Annotated in this window: 13 protein-coding genes; 5 read left to right on the top strand and 8 right to left on the bottom strand. The window is 46.0% G+C overall.

Features of this window, described 5'->3' with window-relative positions:
* Positions 1 to 44 precede the first annotated feature (44 nt).
* The gene (locus ADJ77_RS05950; protein WP_025077716.1) at positions 45 to 581 is read right to left on the bottom strand and encodes an NUDIX domain-containing protein; all 537 of its coding nucleotides are present in this window, start codon (positions 579 to 581) and stop codon (positions 45 to 47) included.
* Between the two features lie 366 nt (positions 582 to 947).
* Between ADJ77_RS05950 and ADJ77_RS05955 the strand changes: the two genes are divergently transcribed.
* Positions 948 to 1772: an alpha/beta hydrolase gene (locus ADJ77_RS05955; protein WP_025077715.1), complete on the top strand. Its 825-nt coding sequence runs from the start codon at positions 948 to 950 to the stop codon at positions 1770 to 1772.
* Positions 1773 to 2166: 394 nt separating this feature from the next.
* On the opposite strand, the gene ADJ77_RS05960 is transcribed toward ADJ77_RS05955, so the two are convergent.
* The 3 genes from ADJ77_RS05960 to ADJ77_RS05970 all read right to left on the bottom strand — a co-directional run bounded on the left by ADJ77_RS05960 (position 2167) and on the right by ADJ77_RS05970 (position 5816).
* A complete protein-coding gene (locus ADJ77_RS05960; RefSeq protein WP_148301574.1) occupies positions 2167 to 2460 on the bottom strand; it encodes a transposase in 294 nt (97 codons plus the stop codon).
* A gap of 643 nt (positions 2461 to 3103) precedes the next feature.
* Positions 3104 to 4375, bottom strand: a complete 1272-nt coding sequence (locus tag ADJ77_RS05965) for an NAD(P)/FAD-dependent oxidoreductase (protein ID WP_025077713.1) — start codon at positions 4373 to 4375, stop codon at positions 3104 to 3106.
* 199 nt (positions 4376 to 4574) lie between these two features.
* Complete coding sequence (locus ADJ77_RS05970) at positions 4575 to 5816, bottom strand: M16 family metallopeptidase (protein ID WP_050696137.1); 1242 nt, start codon at positions 5814 to 5816, stop codon at positions 4575 to 4577.
* A 495-nt stretch (positions 5817 to 6311) separates the two neighbouring features.
* Here ADJ77_RS05970 and ADJ77_RS05975 point away from each other — a divergent pair, with 495 nt between their 5' ends.
* From ADJ77_RS05975 to ADJ77_RS05985, 3 genes are all read left to right on the top strand, one after another.
* Positions 6312 to 7250 carry a carbohydrate kinase family protein gene (locus tag ADJ77_RS05975; RefSeq protein ID WP_050696138.1) on the top strand — a complete coding sequence of 313 codons (939 nt, stop codon included), beginning with the start codon at positions 6312 to 6314 and terminating at the stop codon, positions 7248 to 7250.
* An 81-nt stretch (positions 7251 to 7331) separates the two neighbouring features.
* The gene (locus ADJ77_RS05980; protein WP_025077712.1) at positions 7332 to 8522 is read left to right on the top strand and encodes an FprA family A-type flavoprotein; all 1191 of its coding nucleotides are present in this window, start codon (positions 7332 to 7334) and stop codon (positions 8520 to 8522) included.
* Between the two features lies 1 nt (position 8523).
* Positions 8524 to 9042 (top strand): LOG family protein, encoded by a 519-nt coding sequence (locus ADJ77_RS05985; RefSeq protein ID WP_025077711.1) that lies wholly within the window; start codon positions 8524 to 8526, stop codon positions 9040 to 9042.
* 127 nt (positions 9043 to 9169) lie between these two features.
* Here ADJ77_RS05985 and ADJ77_RS13245 read toward each other — a convergent pair whose 3' ends face one another.
* Both ADJ77_RS13245 and ADJ77_RS05990 read right to left on the bottom strand, forming a co-directional pair.
* Positions 9170 to 9343 carry a DUF6377 domain-containing protein gene (locus ADJ77_RS13245; protein ID WP_199897358.1) on the bottom strand — a complete coding sequence of 58 codons (174 nt, stop codon included), beginning with the start codon at positions 9341 to 9343 and terminating at the stop codon, positions 9170 to 9172.
* 206 nt (positions 9344 to 9549) lie between these two features.
* The gene (locus ADJ77_RS05990) at positions 9550 to 11688 is read right to left on the bottom strand and encodes a glycoside hydrolase family 97 protein (RefSeq protein WP_050696139.1); all 2139 of its coding nucleotides are present in this window, start codon (positions 11686 to 11688) and stop codon (positions 9550 to 9552) included.
* Positions 11689 to 12092: 404 nt separating this feature from the next.
* Here ADJ77_RS05990 and ADJ77_RS05995 point away from each other — a divergent pair, with 404 nt between their 5' ends.
* On the top strand, positions 12093 to 12647 hold the full coding sequence (locus tag ADJ77_RS05995; protein ID WP_025077710.1) for a DUF3332 domain-containing protein: 555 nt from the start codon (positions 12093 to 12095) through the stop codon (positions 12645 to 12647).
* 478 nt (positions 12648 to 13125) lie between these two features.
* On the opposite strand, the gene ADJ77_RS06000 is transcribed toward ADJ77_RS05995, so the two are convergent.
* Both ADJ77_RS06000 and ADJ77_RS06005 read right to left on the bottom strand, forming a co-directional pair.
* On the bottom strand, positions 13126 to 13821 hold the full coding sequence (locus ADJ77_RS06000; protein ID WP_234398043.1) for a WbqC family protein: 696 nt from the start codon (positions 13819 to 13821) through the stop codon (positions 13126 to 13128).
* Positions 13822 to 13944: 123 nt separating this feature from the next.
* Entirely contained in the window at positions 13945 to 15474 is a 1530-nt protein-coding gene (locus ADJ77_RS06005) for a S26 family signal peptidase (protein WP_025077708.1), read from the bottom strand.
* Between the last annotated feature and the right edge of the window lie 142 nt (positions 15475 to 15616).

Below are 15616 nucleotides of genomic sequence, written 5' to 3' on the forward strand. Positions count from 1 at the left end.
GTACTTAAACTTTTTGCTTACACCTTATATAATAGACAAAATTTCTACTTTTTTAAGTTTTCTACCTCCATCTGCAAAAAGTCATGCAGTGCCTGACGGATGGAACGAAGACCGAACTGTTCGGTATGAACCTCTGCCAATGGCACCCATGTAGCCTCATCTACATCATCCGCCACCTTGAGAGCGGTCTCATCCTCTACCTTACAGATGAAGAAGGCATCAAGTGTAGGTATATCAAAACCACTGTAACGGTACTTGTTAGGAAGTGAACAGAAGTAACTTTTCTCCTTGACAACAAGGTTGGTTTCCTCTTTTATTTCACGTATCAATGCCTCGCCAATGGTCTCGCCAATATCACAGAAGCCTCCGGGGAGGTCTAACGTTCCACGTCCTGGATCAAACTTCCTGCGTGTAACGAGCAATTCCCCTTTACCGTTCAGGATGAATGCAGCCACAGCAGAACTCGGATTAAGGAAATACTCGAAGCCACAACTCTCGCAGCGTTTGCTTTTCTCGTTCTGTTCTACAAAACGCTTACTTCCACATACGGGACAATACCGAAACTTATCTAATACGTGCATGTCTGAATGATAGATGATAAATACTGGATGATAACTATTTTTTTTAAAATAAGAAAGGGAGTGATAATGAACCGCTGGATATTGAATCAGCTAATTAAAAGATAGTTGTTAACAGTCATACGAAATCATTAAAATTCGTTTATACTCCATATCTTTTATTATTTCTGTCTGCAAATATACTAAAAACTCTAAACATCTACTATTGAAATCGTATCTTTTTGTTAACTTTGCAATAATACGTTCAAAATCTCATGCTTTATTCCTGCTTTTTATTACAGCAACGTTCCGTTTCCTGGTAGATTGTACCATAACCGAATGGAAGGAAGAGCGATGAAAACGAACTAAAACAACTAAACAGAGTATAGAATGAATTTAAGAAAACTATTTCTCACATTCGGACTGGCTGCTGCTGCCATGACGATGAACGCCCAGAGCACTTTCGATGTAAAACTCTATAACGGGCGTCCGCCTTACAACAACGGCGATCCAAATGATACCGCTAAGGTACGTGTCTTCCTTCCGACAGAGAAAGAAGCTACAGGACGTGCCGTAATCATCTGCCCAGGTGGTGCCTACGAGACACTATCAATGGACAAAGAGGGTTATGACTGGGGGGAGTTCTTCCAGAATCACGGCATTGCAGCCATCGTATTGAAGTACCGCATGCCACATGGTGAGCCCGAGGTCCCCGTTTCTGACGCCGAGCAGGCAATGAAGCTCGTCCGTATGAACGCAACAAGCTGGAGAATCAATCGCAATGACGTTGGTATCATGGGCTTCTCTGCCGGTGGTCATCTCGCTGCAACGATTGCTACAAGAAGCCAGGGAGAGGCTAAGCCGAACTTCCAGATACTCTTCTACCCCGTCATTTCAATGCTGGAAGGCTACGGTCACGACAGAAGCCGCCTCAACTTCCTGGGCAAGAACCCCGGCAAGCGTGACGAGAAGAAGTACAGTGCTGACATGAACGTGAGCCGTGTAACGCCACGTGCATTCATTGCGCTCAGCGATGACGACGATTCCGTACCGCCAGCAAACGGCGTAAACTTCTACACCGAACTTTACCGCAATGACGTTCGCGGTTCTCTCCACGTCTATCCCGGCGGCGGTCATGGCTGGGGCAGCAAGATCGGGTTCCGCTATCATGAGGAGATGATGATGGACCTCAAGGCATGGCTGAAGAGTTTTTAAACCCCACCTTCTTTATCTCTTTCCCCGCTTGACAGACCCCTTGTCTATACAAAACACTTGAGGGAGAGAACACCATACAGGCATACTTCCTGACGACAACTTGAGTCCGATGCAAGAGCCATCCCATAAACACCGACCTTACAGGCAGCTTATGGGATGTTCCTTGCATCGGACTCACTGTTTAAAAAAAGACCCACCAGAACCAACATCCAACGAACAGTCAAGTCTCATCGCCCGCCTCTTTCCACCATTTAGAAGTTCTTTCGGCGAATTAGAATGCCTCAAAATGGAGATGTTATGCTGCGAATCAAACGGACAATTTTAATAGAATTACCCGTGTACTGACTTCAAGACGGGACTACCATATGCACTGATTGCCTGCACGGCGTGACCATCACCCATAATGTATAGGACGTGCTGCATCCCACCTTGTGCATACGGTCTTCACACCTGCCCTTTGCTCTTCAGTGAGAGCCTTGGAGCACAGATTCTCAACACTTTTCCTGGTGCGCCCGCCCTCTACTTCGATGACATTTCCTGTATCTCCGTAATAGAGCATACTCACATACTCATGCCCCCGTCGGATTGACTTCTCATCCATACAGACATGCTCATAGATGTGCCTGCCGTCACGCCGATTCAATCCCCATTCAACAGCTCGTTGCATCACTCCATGCACCTTATCCACACCCTCTCTCTAAAAGGAGAGGGGAGCAATTAGCCCCGAAAGGACTACCAAACACTATTGCCTATCACTGCCCATCATCACCCAACACCGATTATCACTGCCCATCAACACCCAACTATCAACACCCAACACCAATTATCACTACCCATCAACACCCAACACCCAACACCCAACACCCAAATTATCTTCATGAAAACAATTCGGAACCAATCAATAAAATGACACGGCAAAAATGGTTCTTAAAATAGAATTTAACGGATAATGACAATAAAATAGACTATAATATAAATAACAAAAGACTATATTGTCATCTAAAGCAATTCATCATATAGAAAGAAGAATATCAAAACTTCCAATAAAAAACAGGGACGCACACTTCGCTCTCTTCCCAAGAATTTTCTGCCGGAGGGGACACGAAGCGTGCGTCTTTATGCAAGACCTGACCCCAATAAACTTATGGTTACAGCAAAGTCTTGCTTATATCCTTCTTTTGTCGGACTGAAATCAGAAATAACCCTGACCACATCTTTGCTGAAGTCCAGTCTTTTCCGTCATCTTCACATCGCCTTCCATAGGCAGACATTTCCTATCTACAGGGAAAAAGAAGTGGAAAGACAGTGCTACTCACACAACTGCTATCGGCTTATTTCGCCTTCAAAATCAAGCGAAGACTCTGCTTATAATTGATGTAGTTCCATACCCAATTGAGCAGGATAAACGTCTTGTTCTTCACACCAAGGATAGAACGGAGGTGAACGACGAGCCACAATGCCCAGGCAGGGAAGCCACCGAACTTCCTTCCGGAGATTTCAGCAACAGCATGATTACGCCCGATGGTAGCCATCACGCCGAGATTCTTGTATCTGAAAGGTTTTACTTCCTTCCCTTTCAAAACAGCCTTGAGGTTCTTCGCAACGGTCTTTGCCTGCTGCATTGCTACCTGTGCCAGCTGCGGATGACCAAGCGGATACTCCTCGTCACCCTCTATCAGACTCAGGTCACCAATGGCATAGACATCCTGCAAACCCTTCACACGACAGAAACGGTCGGTAAGAAGTCTGCCAGCATGACCGACACTCTCAGCAGGAATACCCTCTATCGTGTTCGCACAGATACCACTCACCCAAATAACCGTTTGAGCAGGGATTTCCAGTCCGGCACTCGTCTTCAGGACGCCGTCCTTATACTCGGTGGCAAACTGTGGCTGACGGATGTGGACATGCAAGTCCTTTAGGTCACGTTCTGCCCGTTTTGATGAAACCGGATCCATACCTGCAAGAAGGCGGTCGCCCGCATTGACAAGATAAATGTGCATCTGTGAGGAATCAAGGTCGGGATAGTCACGTGCAATGATGTTCTTCTTCATCTCAGCCACAGCACCTGCTATCTCAACCCCTGAAGCACCGCCACCCACGATAACGATATTCATCAAAGCCTGCTTGCGTACGGGATTGTCCTCCGTCTCGGCAAGTTCAAGATTACGCAGGATGGTATTGCGGAGCCGCATTGCCTCACTGACCGATTTCATCGGAAGTGTGGTCGCCTCGATGTCCTTGTTCCCGAAAAAGTTAGTCTTTGCGCCAGCTGCCAGCACAAGATAGTCGTATTCTATCTCACCCACTGTCGTTTGGATTGTCTTTTCAGCCGTATTCACCGACTGCACTTCTGCCATACGGAAGAAGAAGTCCTTGCGTCCCTGGAAAAGACGACGGAAAGGAAAGGAGATACTACTCGGTTCAAGACCACCCGATGCTACCTGATAAATCAATGGAGGGAACTGGTGATAATTGTTCTTATCGACCAATACAACCTGGAAGTCATCATCTACCAGCTTGAAAGCCAGTTCCAATCCTCCCAGTCCGCCACCTACGATGACGACCCTCTTCTTGTCTGTGCGTTCTACGTTTGCTTTCATTACCCTGCTATGTTTATATTTTGTTGTAATTCTTTATATGTGATTTCTGTTGATTTCTACAGAAATAACTGTGCCAGAAGCGCATCCCTACGTAGGAAACTGCAACCAATCAGTTCATTCCCATACCTTCAAATGACAGACAGGCATGGTTCTGACACCCGTCAATGATTGTCAACGTGTTTCCTCGCGATGCTGACATTCAGGCATAAATCAGCTTAGTCAACCTCTCCTCTGGGAACAGGTCGCATGCAACAGCCTGCACCTCGTCTGCCGTAATGGCGTCAATGTCACGGTAAAGTGCCGTGATGTCCTTCTTCCACCCATAGTGAAGGAAGCCCTTGCCGAAGTCAAGTGCAAGGTTCTCACGGTTGTCGCAGGCTATGCCTATCTGCCCTTTTATCTGCTGCTTGGCAACCGACAGCTCGTCAGCAGTGAGCGGAACGGACATGAAACGGTCGAGTTCCGCACGTACAAGGCGCATACATTCGTCCATATCATCGGCATCACAGCCGAAGTAGATACTCCATATTCCTGCCGAGGAATAGCTCACCATGGAACTTTCCACCGTGTAGACGAGACCGCAACGCTCACGGAGTGCGAGGTTCAGACGGGCACTCATCCCCGGACCACCAAGGATATTGTTCAACAGATAGAGTGCCATACGCCGCCTATCGTGTACACAATAGGCACGATTACCAATCATCACGTGTGCCTGATGGGTATGCTTGTCTGCCCTGACTGTCTGCGGCTCATAGCCGTTCAATGCCGGCAGGACTGTCGCATCGGGCTTATCCATTTCGCCGACCTTGGTCACCTTTGTTCCGTTTTCTTTTTCCAAGAGACGGAGGAGACTGTCAAAATCAATATCACCATAGGCAAAAAACACCGCATTCTCCGGGCGATAGTGCCTGTGGGTGAAGCGGAGCGCATCCTCTGTGGTGAACTTCCTGATGCGGTCAGCCTTGCCAAGGATGTTATGTCCTAACGGATGACCATGAAAGACAAGGTTCTCAAAGTCGTCATAAATCAGTTCTGCAGGACTGTCATTATAGGATTCTATCTCATCGCAGATAACCTCAACCTCCTTGTCAATCTCCTTCTGCGGATAGACACTGTGGAAAACAATGTCCGTAAGAAGGTCTATCGCCCGTGGAAGATAGTCCTTCAAGATAGCCGAGTAGTAAACTGTATCGGTCTTGGTGGTGAAGGCATTGAGGTCACCTCCCACCTGTTCAAGGCAGTTGATGACATCCAGAGCCGTGCGGCGGGCAGTTCCCTTGAAGGTGACATGCTCGCAGAAATGGGCTATGCCTTCCTCATCAGGTAGCTCATTGGCAGTTCCGGCGTTGATCTGGTAGCCACAATAAACCACTGGTGACGATGTCGGAAGGGCTATGATGCGCAGTCCATTACCCAGGACCGCTGTTTGATAACTTGTCATAGGGTGCAAAATTAAGAAAAAAGAATGAAAAGCTGTAGACTTTAAAGCACAAAGAAAAAATATTGCTGTCTGATAAAACCGAAACAGCATACTCTCCAATGCATAATCTCTTTTGACAGGTAACACCGTATTGGCTTTGGAAAAGCAAGCCTCCTAACGAACGATGTTTTGCTTACTTTGGACAGTACAACCCTTTTCTAACTAAAAGCTGTTCCCTTCTCTGTGACATATTGCACTCTGTTTAGCACTCAGCACCACGTGTGCTTGCCAACAACACCACGTGTGCTTGCCAACAACACACCGGTGGAATATGGGAAGAAAGGGGCGTTATGGTTACTATAATGTATATAGTAAGACACTAATGGCTGACTTAATATATGGGAAATGTTTACTGGACAGCACTAAAAGAAAAAAGAACCTAATTCTTTTTGTAGTCCGCCCAAATTACATTATATTTGCACAACCAAAGCGAGACACAACATAAATCACAATAAAATGCGGAAAGTTATAGGTATAGGTGAGACCGTCTTAGACATCATCTTTAAGGACAACAAACCAGTTGAGGCAGTCCCGGGAGGGTCTACCTTTAACGCCATTACATCGTTAGGACGCTGCGGTATCAACGCATCGTTCATCTCCGAGGCAGGCAATGACCACGTCGGGAAATACATCATTGATTTCCTGAAAAGCAACGGTGTCAACGCTGATAACGTCACCACCTTCCCTGACTCCAAGTCGCCTGTGTCGCTGGCGTTCCTCAACGAGAAGAATGATGCCGAATACATCTTCTACAAGGACCACCCTCACGACCAGTTAGACTTCACCTTTCCCGACATACAACCGGATGACATCGTGCTTTTCGGCTCTTTCTATGCGGTGAATCCGGTGATTCGTCCGCAGGTTGTCGGACTGCTCGACTATGCCCGTTCACATGGCGCCATCATCTACTATGACGTTAATTTCCGTCCGGCACACAAGGATGAGGTCATCAAGGTTACGCCTAACCTGATTGAGAACCTCGACTATGCCGACATTGTACGTGGCAGCCACGAAGACTTTGCGACACTCTACAAGAAGGAGGATGCCGACAAGGTGTATAATGCCGAGATTTCCTTCTATTGCAAGCAGTTCATCTATACACAGGGAAGCCAGCCTGTCGAGGTGCGTAGCGGCAGGGACTTGAAGAAGACTTATCCTGTACTCGATACCAATGTTGTCAGCACAATCGGCGCCGGCGACAACTTCAATGCAGGCTTCATCTTCGGTATGCTGAAGTACGGCATCACCCGGACTGACCTCGAAAGAGGGCTGACAGAGGAGCAGTGGGACAAGCTCATCACATGTGCCCTGGCGTTCTCAGCCGATTGCTGCAAGGATATTTTCAACTATGTAAGCAAGGAGTTTGGGGAGAAGATGAAAGAGGGGGCTTTATGATTGACAATTAGCCTAATTAGCCCAATTAGGCTAATTAGCCCAATATACTTCACAAGAAACCACACATAATCAAATATAAAAATGATAGAGATTGCCAATAAAGTTTATTACGTAGGTGTCAACGATCGTAACAAGAGCCTCTTTGAGGGATTATGGCCGCTGCCTTACGGTGTCAGCTACAATTCTTATCTGATTGATGATGAGAAAGTCTGCCTCATTGATACAGTTGAAGTAGACTTCTTTGTACAGTTTATTGAGAAGCTCCGTGAGGTGTTGGGCGACCGACAGATTGACTATTTGGTCATCAACCACATGGAGCCAGACCACTCCGGGTCACTTGCTTTGTTGCGTAAATACTACCCTAACATCCAGGTTATCGGTAACAAGAAGACCTTTGACATGATGTCAGGATTCTATGGAATCAAGGAAAATACGATAGAGATGAAGAACGGTGAGGAGCTGAACTTAGGCAACCACACTCTGCAGTTCTTCATGACACCGATGGTTCACTGGCCGGAAACGATGATGACACTTTGCAAAGGCGAAGTCAATCACCTCTTTACAGGTGACGCTTTCGGCTGCTTTGGCGCATTAAACGGCGGTTTCATCGACCAGGAGATAGATACAGACTGGTGCTGGCTGGAGATGGTTCGCTACTATTCCAACATCGTTGGAAAGTACGGAACACCTGTTCAGAACGCCTTGAAGAAACTTGCCGGCATTCATATTGACTATATCTGCTCTACCCACGGACCAGTATGGCACAAGTATGTTGACAAGGTTGTCGGACTCTACGACCGTATGTCAAAGTACGAGACAGAGCCAGGTCTGGTTATCTGCTACGGTACAATGTACGGCAATACGGAGCGTATGGCAGAACAGATTGCACGTTCAGCGTCCCTCGCTGGCGTAAAGAATCTCCGCCTGTACAACGTTTCCAAGACGCATCACAGCTACATTCTTCAGGACATCTTCCGCTTCCGTGGTCTGATTGTCGGTGCTCCGACCTATAATGCAGGACTCTATCACGAGATGGACGTACTGTTACAGGAGGTTGCCAACCGTGACATAAAGAACCATCTCATCGGCTGGTTCGGCTCTTATTCATGGGCATCGAAGGCTGTTGCAGCCATCGGTGAATGGAATGAGAAGCATCTCCACTTCGAGAAGGTGGGAGAACCTGTAGAGATGAAGCAGGCACTTACGCCAGAGATTAAGGAAGAGTGCAACCGCTTAGGTCGCGAAATGGCAGCTAAGCTCTTGGCAGAATAAGATGAACATAGCTGTATTTTGTTCGGCAAACAATAACATTGACCCCGACTACTTCCGTGCAGCGGAAGTGTTGGGGCGATGGATTGGCGAGAATGGTCACACTCTTGTCTATGGAGGTGGCAATAGCGGCTTAATGGAATGCATCGGCAAAGCCGTACATGAAGCAGGCGGACGCACCATCGGAGTCATCCCCCGCATCATGGAAGAAGGGCGTAGGGTGAGCGATTATGTAGACGTGGAAATACCCTGTGAGGACCTCTCTGACCGCAAAGCAATCATCATGGAGCGTGCAGATGAGTTCTATGCGCTGCCTGGCGGTATAGGGACGATTGACGAGGTGTTCACCGTTGCAGCGGCAGCCACTATCGGCTATCACCGAAAGAAGGTGACCCTTTGCAACGTAAAAGGCTTCTGGGACAGTCTTATCGACCTGTTGAACGACCATCAGCAAAAAGGTATGATACGTGGAGATTTCCACGATTTCATCGAAGTAAAGGATATGGAAAGTCTCAAACTATAACCTATATCCGAAGAAAGACACAAGAATAACAGCAGAGAAAAAGATAAAAATAAAAACAAACAATAGGCGTACTCATTTTATGCTCTTCAACATAAAATGAGTACGTTTTCGTCTTTTTATACTTATTTTAGAATGAACAGATAAGTTCATTTTCCTTCACACCACCAAGACGGATAAGCGCAACGATACGGAGATCAGTAGAAAAACACCCAGGTCGGTTAGGTACAATCTTCTCTTTTGGCTTGAGCTGCGCATTGAAATCATCGACAAATGAGGGGGAAAAGTCCAAGAAATGTCTCATCAAAACTGGAACAGAAAGATTCTAACTGACGACCTATGACTTCCCGTGACTTCAACGTACAGAGCAGCTTATACAAAAAAGGCAGAGAACCGTGACCTTTCTTATCAGGGAACATAATCCACTGAAGAAATGACAAGTCACGCTTCTCTGCGATATAGTATTTTATTTAACATAGAATCGGTTAATACCGATGGCTATCATCTCACTTAAAGAGCTTTCAGACTGATGGCAAAACCACCGCCACGAACCTGCTGAAGTTTGAGGACATCACCCTTTTTCACCATACGCCTGGTAACAGTATAAGCCTTTGGATTCTTCTCATAATCAGCATCCTTCGCATCCGCATAGATGGTTGCCTCATACTTACGACCCTTGTCGAGGAAGTCGAGTTTGAGGACACTCAGGTGTGCTGCGAGTCCTGTCTTTCCACCCACAAACCAGTTATCAGTGCCTTTTGCCTTGCGGGCAACGGTAACGTAACGTGCCGGCTCAGCCTCAAGGTAACGACTGTCATCCCAGTCACAGGCTACATCCTTGATGAACTGGAAAGCATCATTATACTTCTGATAGTTCTCAGGCAGGTCAGCTGCCATCTGAAGCGGGCTATACATGGTTACGTAAAGGGCAAGCTGACCGACGAGGGTAGTGTGTACATAGCTCTTGTTGTCGCACCATGTAGAGAGCTGTGTCTCAAGAATACCCGGGGTATAGTCCATCGGACCGCCCTGCAGACGGGTGAACGGGAGGATAACAGTGTGGTTAGGATGACTTCCGCCGAACGCCTCATATTCAGTTCCACGTGCTGATTCGTTGCCGACGAGGTTAGGCCATGTACGGCAAAGACCTGTCGGGCGGGTTGCCTCATGCCCGTTCACCATGATATGATGCTTGGCAGCTTCCTTGATAACACGCATGTAATGGTTGTTCATTGACTGTGAATAGTGGTGGTCGCCACGTGGGATAATATCGCCAACGTAGCCCGTCTTCACAGCATCATATCCATATTTATTCATCAGTTTGAATGCATCTTCCATGTGACGTTCATAGTTCTGTGTGCTTGAAGAGGTCTCATGGTGCATCATCAGTTTCACCCCTTTGGAGTGAGCATACTCATTCAGCCCCTTGAGGTCAAAGTCAGGATAAGGAGTAACAAAGTCGAATACATCCTGCTTCCAATGTCCGAACCAGTCCTCCCAACCGATATTCCAGCCTTCAACCAGCACCTGATCCAAACCGTTGGCAGCAGCAAAGTCAATATACTTCTTCACATTAGCGGTATTTGCAGAGTGACGACCGTTTGGCTTTGCATGTGCATAATCAGTCTGACCGAGTTTCACAGAGCTGAATTCATCCGTATAAGCCCAGGACTTTCCACCGGCAATCATCTCCCACCATACACCACAGTACTTGGTCGGATGAATCCATGAAGTGTCTTCAATCTTACAAGGTTCGTTGAGATTGAGGATGAGATTGTTGGCAAGCATGTCACGTGCATCGTCGCTCACCATCACCGTACGCCATGGAGTTTCGCACGGAGTCTGCATAAATCCTTTCAAACCAGTAGCATCAGGAGTAAGCCATGACTCGAAGGTCATTGTCTTGTCATCAAGATTAAGGTGCATGGTTGCATAGTCAGCACATGCAGCTTCGTGGATATTGATATACAGACCGTCGGCAGACTTCATCTGTAAAGAAGTCTGGACACCCGTTTCTGAGAAAACAGAAACTGATGAGTTGCTCCAGTTCACAGCCTCACGGAATCGCTTGCGAATCTCTGAAAGTTTTGACTCCTGTGTCTCCTGCTCCTGCGTGTCATAGTCACCGGGAAGCCACCAAGCCGTATGGTCGCCTGCCATAGCAAACTGTGTATGCTCTTCCTTGATAACAAAGTAATTCAGTTCCGCCTGCTGCGGAAACTCGTAACGAAGTCCCATTCCATCGTCATAGACGCGGAAACGGATAACGATGTTACGCTTGCTTGCAGGTTGGTTAAGGTCTACCTCCAACTCATTATAATGATTACGGATGGTAGAAGTCTCGCCCCATACAGGCTTCCATGTCTCATCGAAAGAAGTCGTCTTGGTACCGGTCTTCTCAAAACCTTCCAAAAGACTGGTTTCTTCCATGCCCTTGCTGGCATGCTTGTTCTTAGCCAATTCCAATCCCAAGTGTGATGGCTTTACCACAGCCTTACCTTTGTAAGTCATCTCATAGGTAGGTACTCCGTTCCCTGTCAACGAGAAGGTCACAGCGACATTGCCGTTCGGAGACTTTACAGTCTGGGCATTGACAACGCCAGCCATTCCCATCAGTAGCCCAATGAGGGCGATATTGATTTTCTTCATTGTGTTATTAAAATATAAGATGGATATTAATACTCTTATCGTAATACCTGCAAAGATAAGAAAAAAATGACAGAAGAGATAACGACAGTAGTTAATAAGTAGAAATAATTACCATATAAAACAATATAAAATCCTGACCATAAGGTTGTTGAAAACACAATAATTTATCTTCATCAAAGTTCAAACAAAGAGCCGAAGAGCATTCCATCCCCTCAAAGAGAGCTGGATGACAACCCGAAACAGCCTGTTACAAGCAAACACAACCACCTGTCGACACCTATCACCGTCCACAACCTTAAAATAAATTCGTCTCCCGATAAAATAAGATTACCCGACTATCGTTTATTACAAAGTCACAGACTGGTAAAAAGATCAATATTCACCAATTAAACTAAATTGAAAGTATGAAAACAAAAGGAATCAAATCAATGGTTGCTCTCCTGCTTGGCGCAACACTCATGAGTTCGTGTGTAGGTTCGTTCGCATTGTTCAATAAGCTCGCACAATGGAACAAACGTGCAACAAAGTCAAAGTTCGTCAACGAAATCATCTTCCTCGTCATCTCTCCAGCCTACGCTTTCTGTGGTGCTGCTGATGCACTGGTTCTCAACACTATTGAGTTCTGGACAGGGGACAACCCTGTAGCAAACCGCGTGGGCAAGACACGTAACATCAAGGGTGATGACGGTTTGATATATGCCGTAAAATATCTGGAGAACGGTTATCAGATTACCAAGCCGGATGGTAGCGTCTTCTACTTCACTTACAACAAGCAGGAAAACACATGGTATATGAATGCCGAAGGCAAGGAGCAGAAGGTTATCCACTTCAATGGTGACGGTTCTGTAAAGGCTTTCCTCAGCAATGGTTTGACAGCGGATGTGACGCTTGACGCAGCAGGTGTATATGAGGTGCGCCAGATGCAGGCTGGTACAAGCTACTTTATGGCAAGAAGATAAGATCCATCTTCCTGTTTTCAAAAGGAAATATTCATCCCTTTTCTTCTCCATAATGAGAGGAAAAGGGATGTTTTTTTGAGGAACAAAACCGCCCAGAGCTGTAGAAAACAGACACAACACCAAGATGCCAGTCCGTCAAATGAATGACAAGCAAAATACATACTGAGATAAAAAAACTCCACAGGTGGCTTGCCTGGCAGCGGAACACACGACTGATGTGTTCGTAAAAGAACACTGAATGGCAGACAAACATGCTGCACTTCCCGGCTTTACATCCACAGGTTATTCTGAAGAAAACCGTCTGCAACGAATTATTTTCATGAAAATAAATATTTTTCTTCATGAAAATAAATAATTATTCTCACAAAAAAAAATGTTTTTCTTCATGAAGATAATTTATTAATAATGACCTTATGGAATAAAGAAGGTATCAGAAAAGTATGAAAATACAGTCTGAAAACACCACCGGACACCTATCTTATAAATACAATATACTCTCATTACCCTCATTGAACAGCAGGTCAAGGATGCTGAGGTTAGGCAGGAAGCCAAACTTCTGCTGATAAACCTGATAATAACGACGAGGAACAAAGTCGGAATCAACACCCGGATGTTTCGGACGGATTACCTCACGAAAATCAGCGGTTCCATCGGGAATATCCATCAGATAGACATCCGTGCGGCGCATACAGGGTATAATATCGATGAGTTCGCACATTTTGAACGTTATCTCCCAATTGAAATCATAGAGAAAGACCCATTTCCGCTCAAAGAATGGGCGTATATCATCCTCATAATACTCGAAGAACGGACTTTCACCATAGGATGACTGCAGGGCATTCCAGTGCTGATGCCGCCAGTTGTCATGGTCGCTGATACGCACATCCTTCATCGGACACTTCAGGCTCTCAAACTTCTCAATAGGGATGGAGAGGGTCTGCGGACCATTAGCCGAAGCAATTACACAACGATTACGGTATGTCTGCTTAACGAAGTTGTCGTGTTGTTCTATCAGACAACTGTCATAGCGGTTCAACTTCTGATACCATTGGATAGGGGCAAAGTAAGCCGAGGAGAGCAAGACCTCCCCAAGCCCCTCCGAAGGAGAGGATGTTAAGTTACCGATGTTGGTATTATTTGAACTGACTATGTTGTTATTATCAGAATATGCCATAACAGTTTTGCTTATAATATGATTGAACGATGACAAAAAAGGAGGGATGTGTAACGTTTACCAAACTTTGGTAACTTGCACATCCCCTCCTTCATAGGGGCTTGGGGAGCTTCCTCTTTGGGCTTACTTTATATTATCCACCCAGTTAAACAGTCTGTGCCAGCGGATACCACCAAAGCCCTTGCGGTCCGGATCGCTTGACCACCAGATGAAGATTGGCTTACCTACGACGTGATCCTCCGGTACAAAACCCCAAAAACGGCTGTCGGCAGAGTTATGACGGTTGTCACCCATCATCCAATAGTAGTCCATCTTGAAGGTATAGCTATTAGCTGGCTTACCATTAATATATATCATTCCGTTCTTTACCTGCAAGTCGTTGCCCTCATATACCTTGATACAACGCTCATAAACAGGGAGGTTCTCCAATGTCAATGTAACAGACTTGCCTTTTGCCGGAATCCATACCGGACCATAGTTGTCGCGTGTCCAGCCTGTAAAACCATTGAGTGGATAGTTAAGACCAGAATAGATATCCTTATCAGTTACAGGACGCATAGACTTAACAAGTCCCTGACGCTTCAGCTCTGCAGCTGCACGTTTGGTCAATGGCATATAACCCTCGTAACTCAATACAGCCTCGTTAAGCACGTAACCCTGGCTAAGGTCGTATCCATGCAGATGGCTAAGGCTCTGCACATCCTCTTCACTGATTTCCAAATCCTTGCGAAGTTCGTCGAAACGCTCACCAAGAAGGTCGGCAGCCTTGATGTTATTGAAATTCACAAAGTAGGTATATTGCACTTTCTCCGGCTCTTTATTCGCCTTTCCATCGATATAAACGACCTTGTTCTTAATCTGCAGTGTCTGCCCAGGAAGACCCACGCAACGCTTCACATAGTTCTCTCGACGGTCAGTAGGACGCCAGTCTAAAGGACCAAAAGTACCTGCATTCCTTATGATATAAGCCCTACCCGTAGCGTATGCCTTATCAAAGAAAGCACGCTGCTGGAGTGTATTCATCGCCGACAGATTGATATTAGGATTCTGTTGTGCAAGGAAGTTCGTACCCATAGTATAGGCATCATAGTAGTAGTCATTGCCCTGATAAGCCGGTTCGCTCATGATAGTATCACCTGCAGGGAAGTTGAAAACAACAATATCATTCAGCTGAACCTTGCCCAAACCTTTCACACGACGATAGTCCCAATGTGGCCAGGAGATATAGCTCTTGGTATTGATAACAGGCAAGGTGTGCTGTGTCAGCGGCATCGTCAATGGCGTCTCAGGGATACGAGGACCATAGCTTACCTTCGACACGAAGAGGTAATCGCCCGTAAGGAGTGACTTCTCAAGGGAAGAAGATGGAATGACATAGTTCTGGAAGAAGAAAAGATTGATGAAATACACTGCCACCAATGCGAACACAAGTGCATCTACCCATCCCATGACAAAGCGGACGGGACCTTCAGAATCCTTCCACCACTGCCAGCGTATCTTCTTTGTGATATACACATCAAAGATAAATGGAACTACTAATAAACCCCACCAGCTCTTTACCCAAAAGAGGAAAAGAAGGTAAAGTACGAGAACACAAATAAACTTTGCCCATTGCTTCTTTGGATTAAGGGCTGCTTTTTCTTTATCAATCATGATGGTGATAGGTGGTGGGTGATAGGTGGTGGGTGGTGATGAAATGTTGGAGGTTCAAATACTGGATAATGAGAGATATGATGGTGTATGATGAATAACTATTAGTTATGAAAACTATCAGTAATCATCAACACCCAACACT

Source organism: Prevotella fusca JCM 17724 (genome assembly GCF_001262015.1).
Lineage (GTDB): Bacteria > Bacteroidota > Bacteroidia > Bacteroidales > Bacteroidaceae > Prevotella > Prevotella fusca.

Excerpts from the sequence above, each read along its gene's own strand:
- ADJ77_RS05985 (WP_025077711.1), top strand. The coding sequence starts at position 8,524 with ATGAACATAGCTGTATTTTGTTCGGCAAACAATAACATTGACCCCGAC.
- ADJ77_RS05950 (WP_025077716.1), bottom strand. The coding sequence starts at position 581 with ATGCACGTATTAGATAAGTTTCGGTATTGTCCCGTATGTGGAAGTAAG.
- ADJ77_RS05990 (WP_050696139.1), bottom strand. The coding sequence starts at position 11,688 with ATGAAGAAAATCAATATCGCCCTCATTGGGCTACTGATGGGAATGGCT.
- ADJ77_RS05955 (WP_025077715.1), top strand. The coding sequence starts at position 948 with ATGAATTTAAGAAAACTATTTCTCACATTCGGACTGGCTGCTGCTGCC.
- ADJ77_RS13245 (WP_199897358.1), bottom strand. The coding sequence starts at position 9,343 with ATGAGACATTTCTTGGACTTTTCCCCCTCATTTGTCGATGATTTCAAT.
- ADJ77_RS05965 (WP_025077713.1), bottom strand. The coding sequence starts at position 4,375 with ATGAAAGCAAACGTAGAACGCACAGACAAGAAGAGGGTCGTCATCGTA.
- ADJ77_RS05970 (WP_050696137.1), bottom strand. The coding sequence starts at position 5,816 with ATGACAAGTTATCAAACAGCGGTCCTGGGTAATGGACTGCGCATCATA.
- ADJ77_RS06005 (WP_025077708.1), bottom strand. The coding sequence starts at position 15,474 with ATGATTGATAAAGAAAAAGCAGCCCTTAATCCAAAGAAGCAATGGGCA.
- ADJ77_RS05975 (WP_050696138.1), top strand. The coding sequence starts at position 6,312 with ATGCGGAAAGTTATAGGTATAGGTGAGACCGTCTTAGACATCATCTTT.
- ADJ77_RS05980 (WP_025077712.1), top strand. The coding sequence starts at position 7,332 with ATGATAGAGATTGCCAATAAAGTTTATTACGTAGGTGTCAACGATCGT.
- ADJ77_RS05995 (WP_025077710.1), top strand. The coding sequence starts at position 12,093 with ATGAAAACAAAAGGAATCAAATCAATGGTTGCTCTCCTGCTTGGCGCA.
- ADJ77_RS06000 (WP_234398043.1), bottom strand. The coding sequence starts at position 13,821 with ATGGCATATTCTGATAATAACAACATAGTCAGTTCAAATAATACCAAC.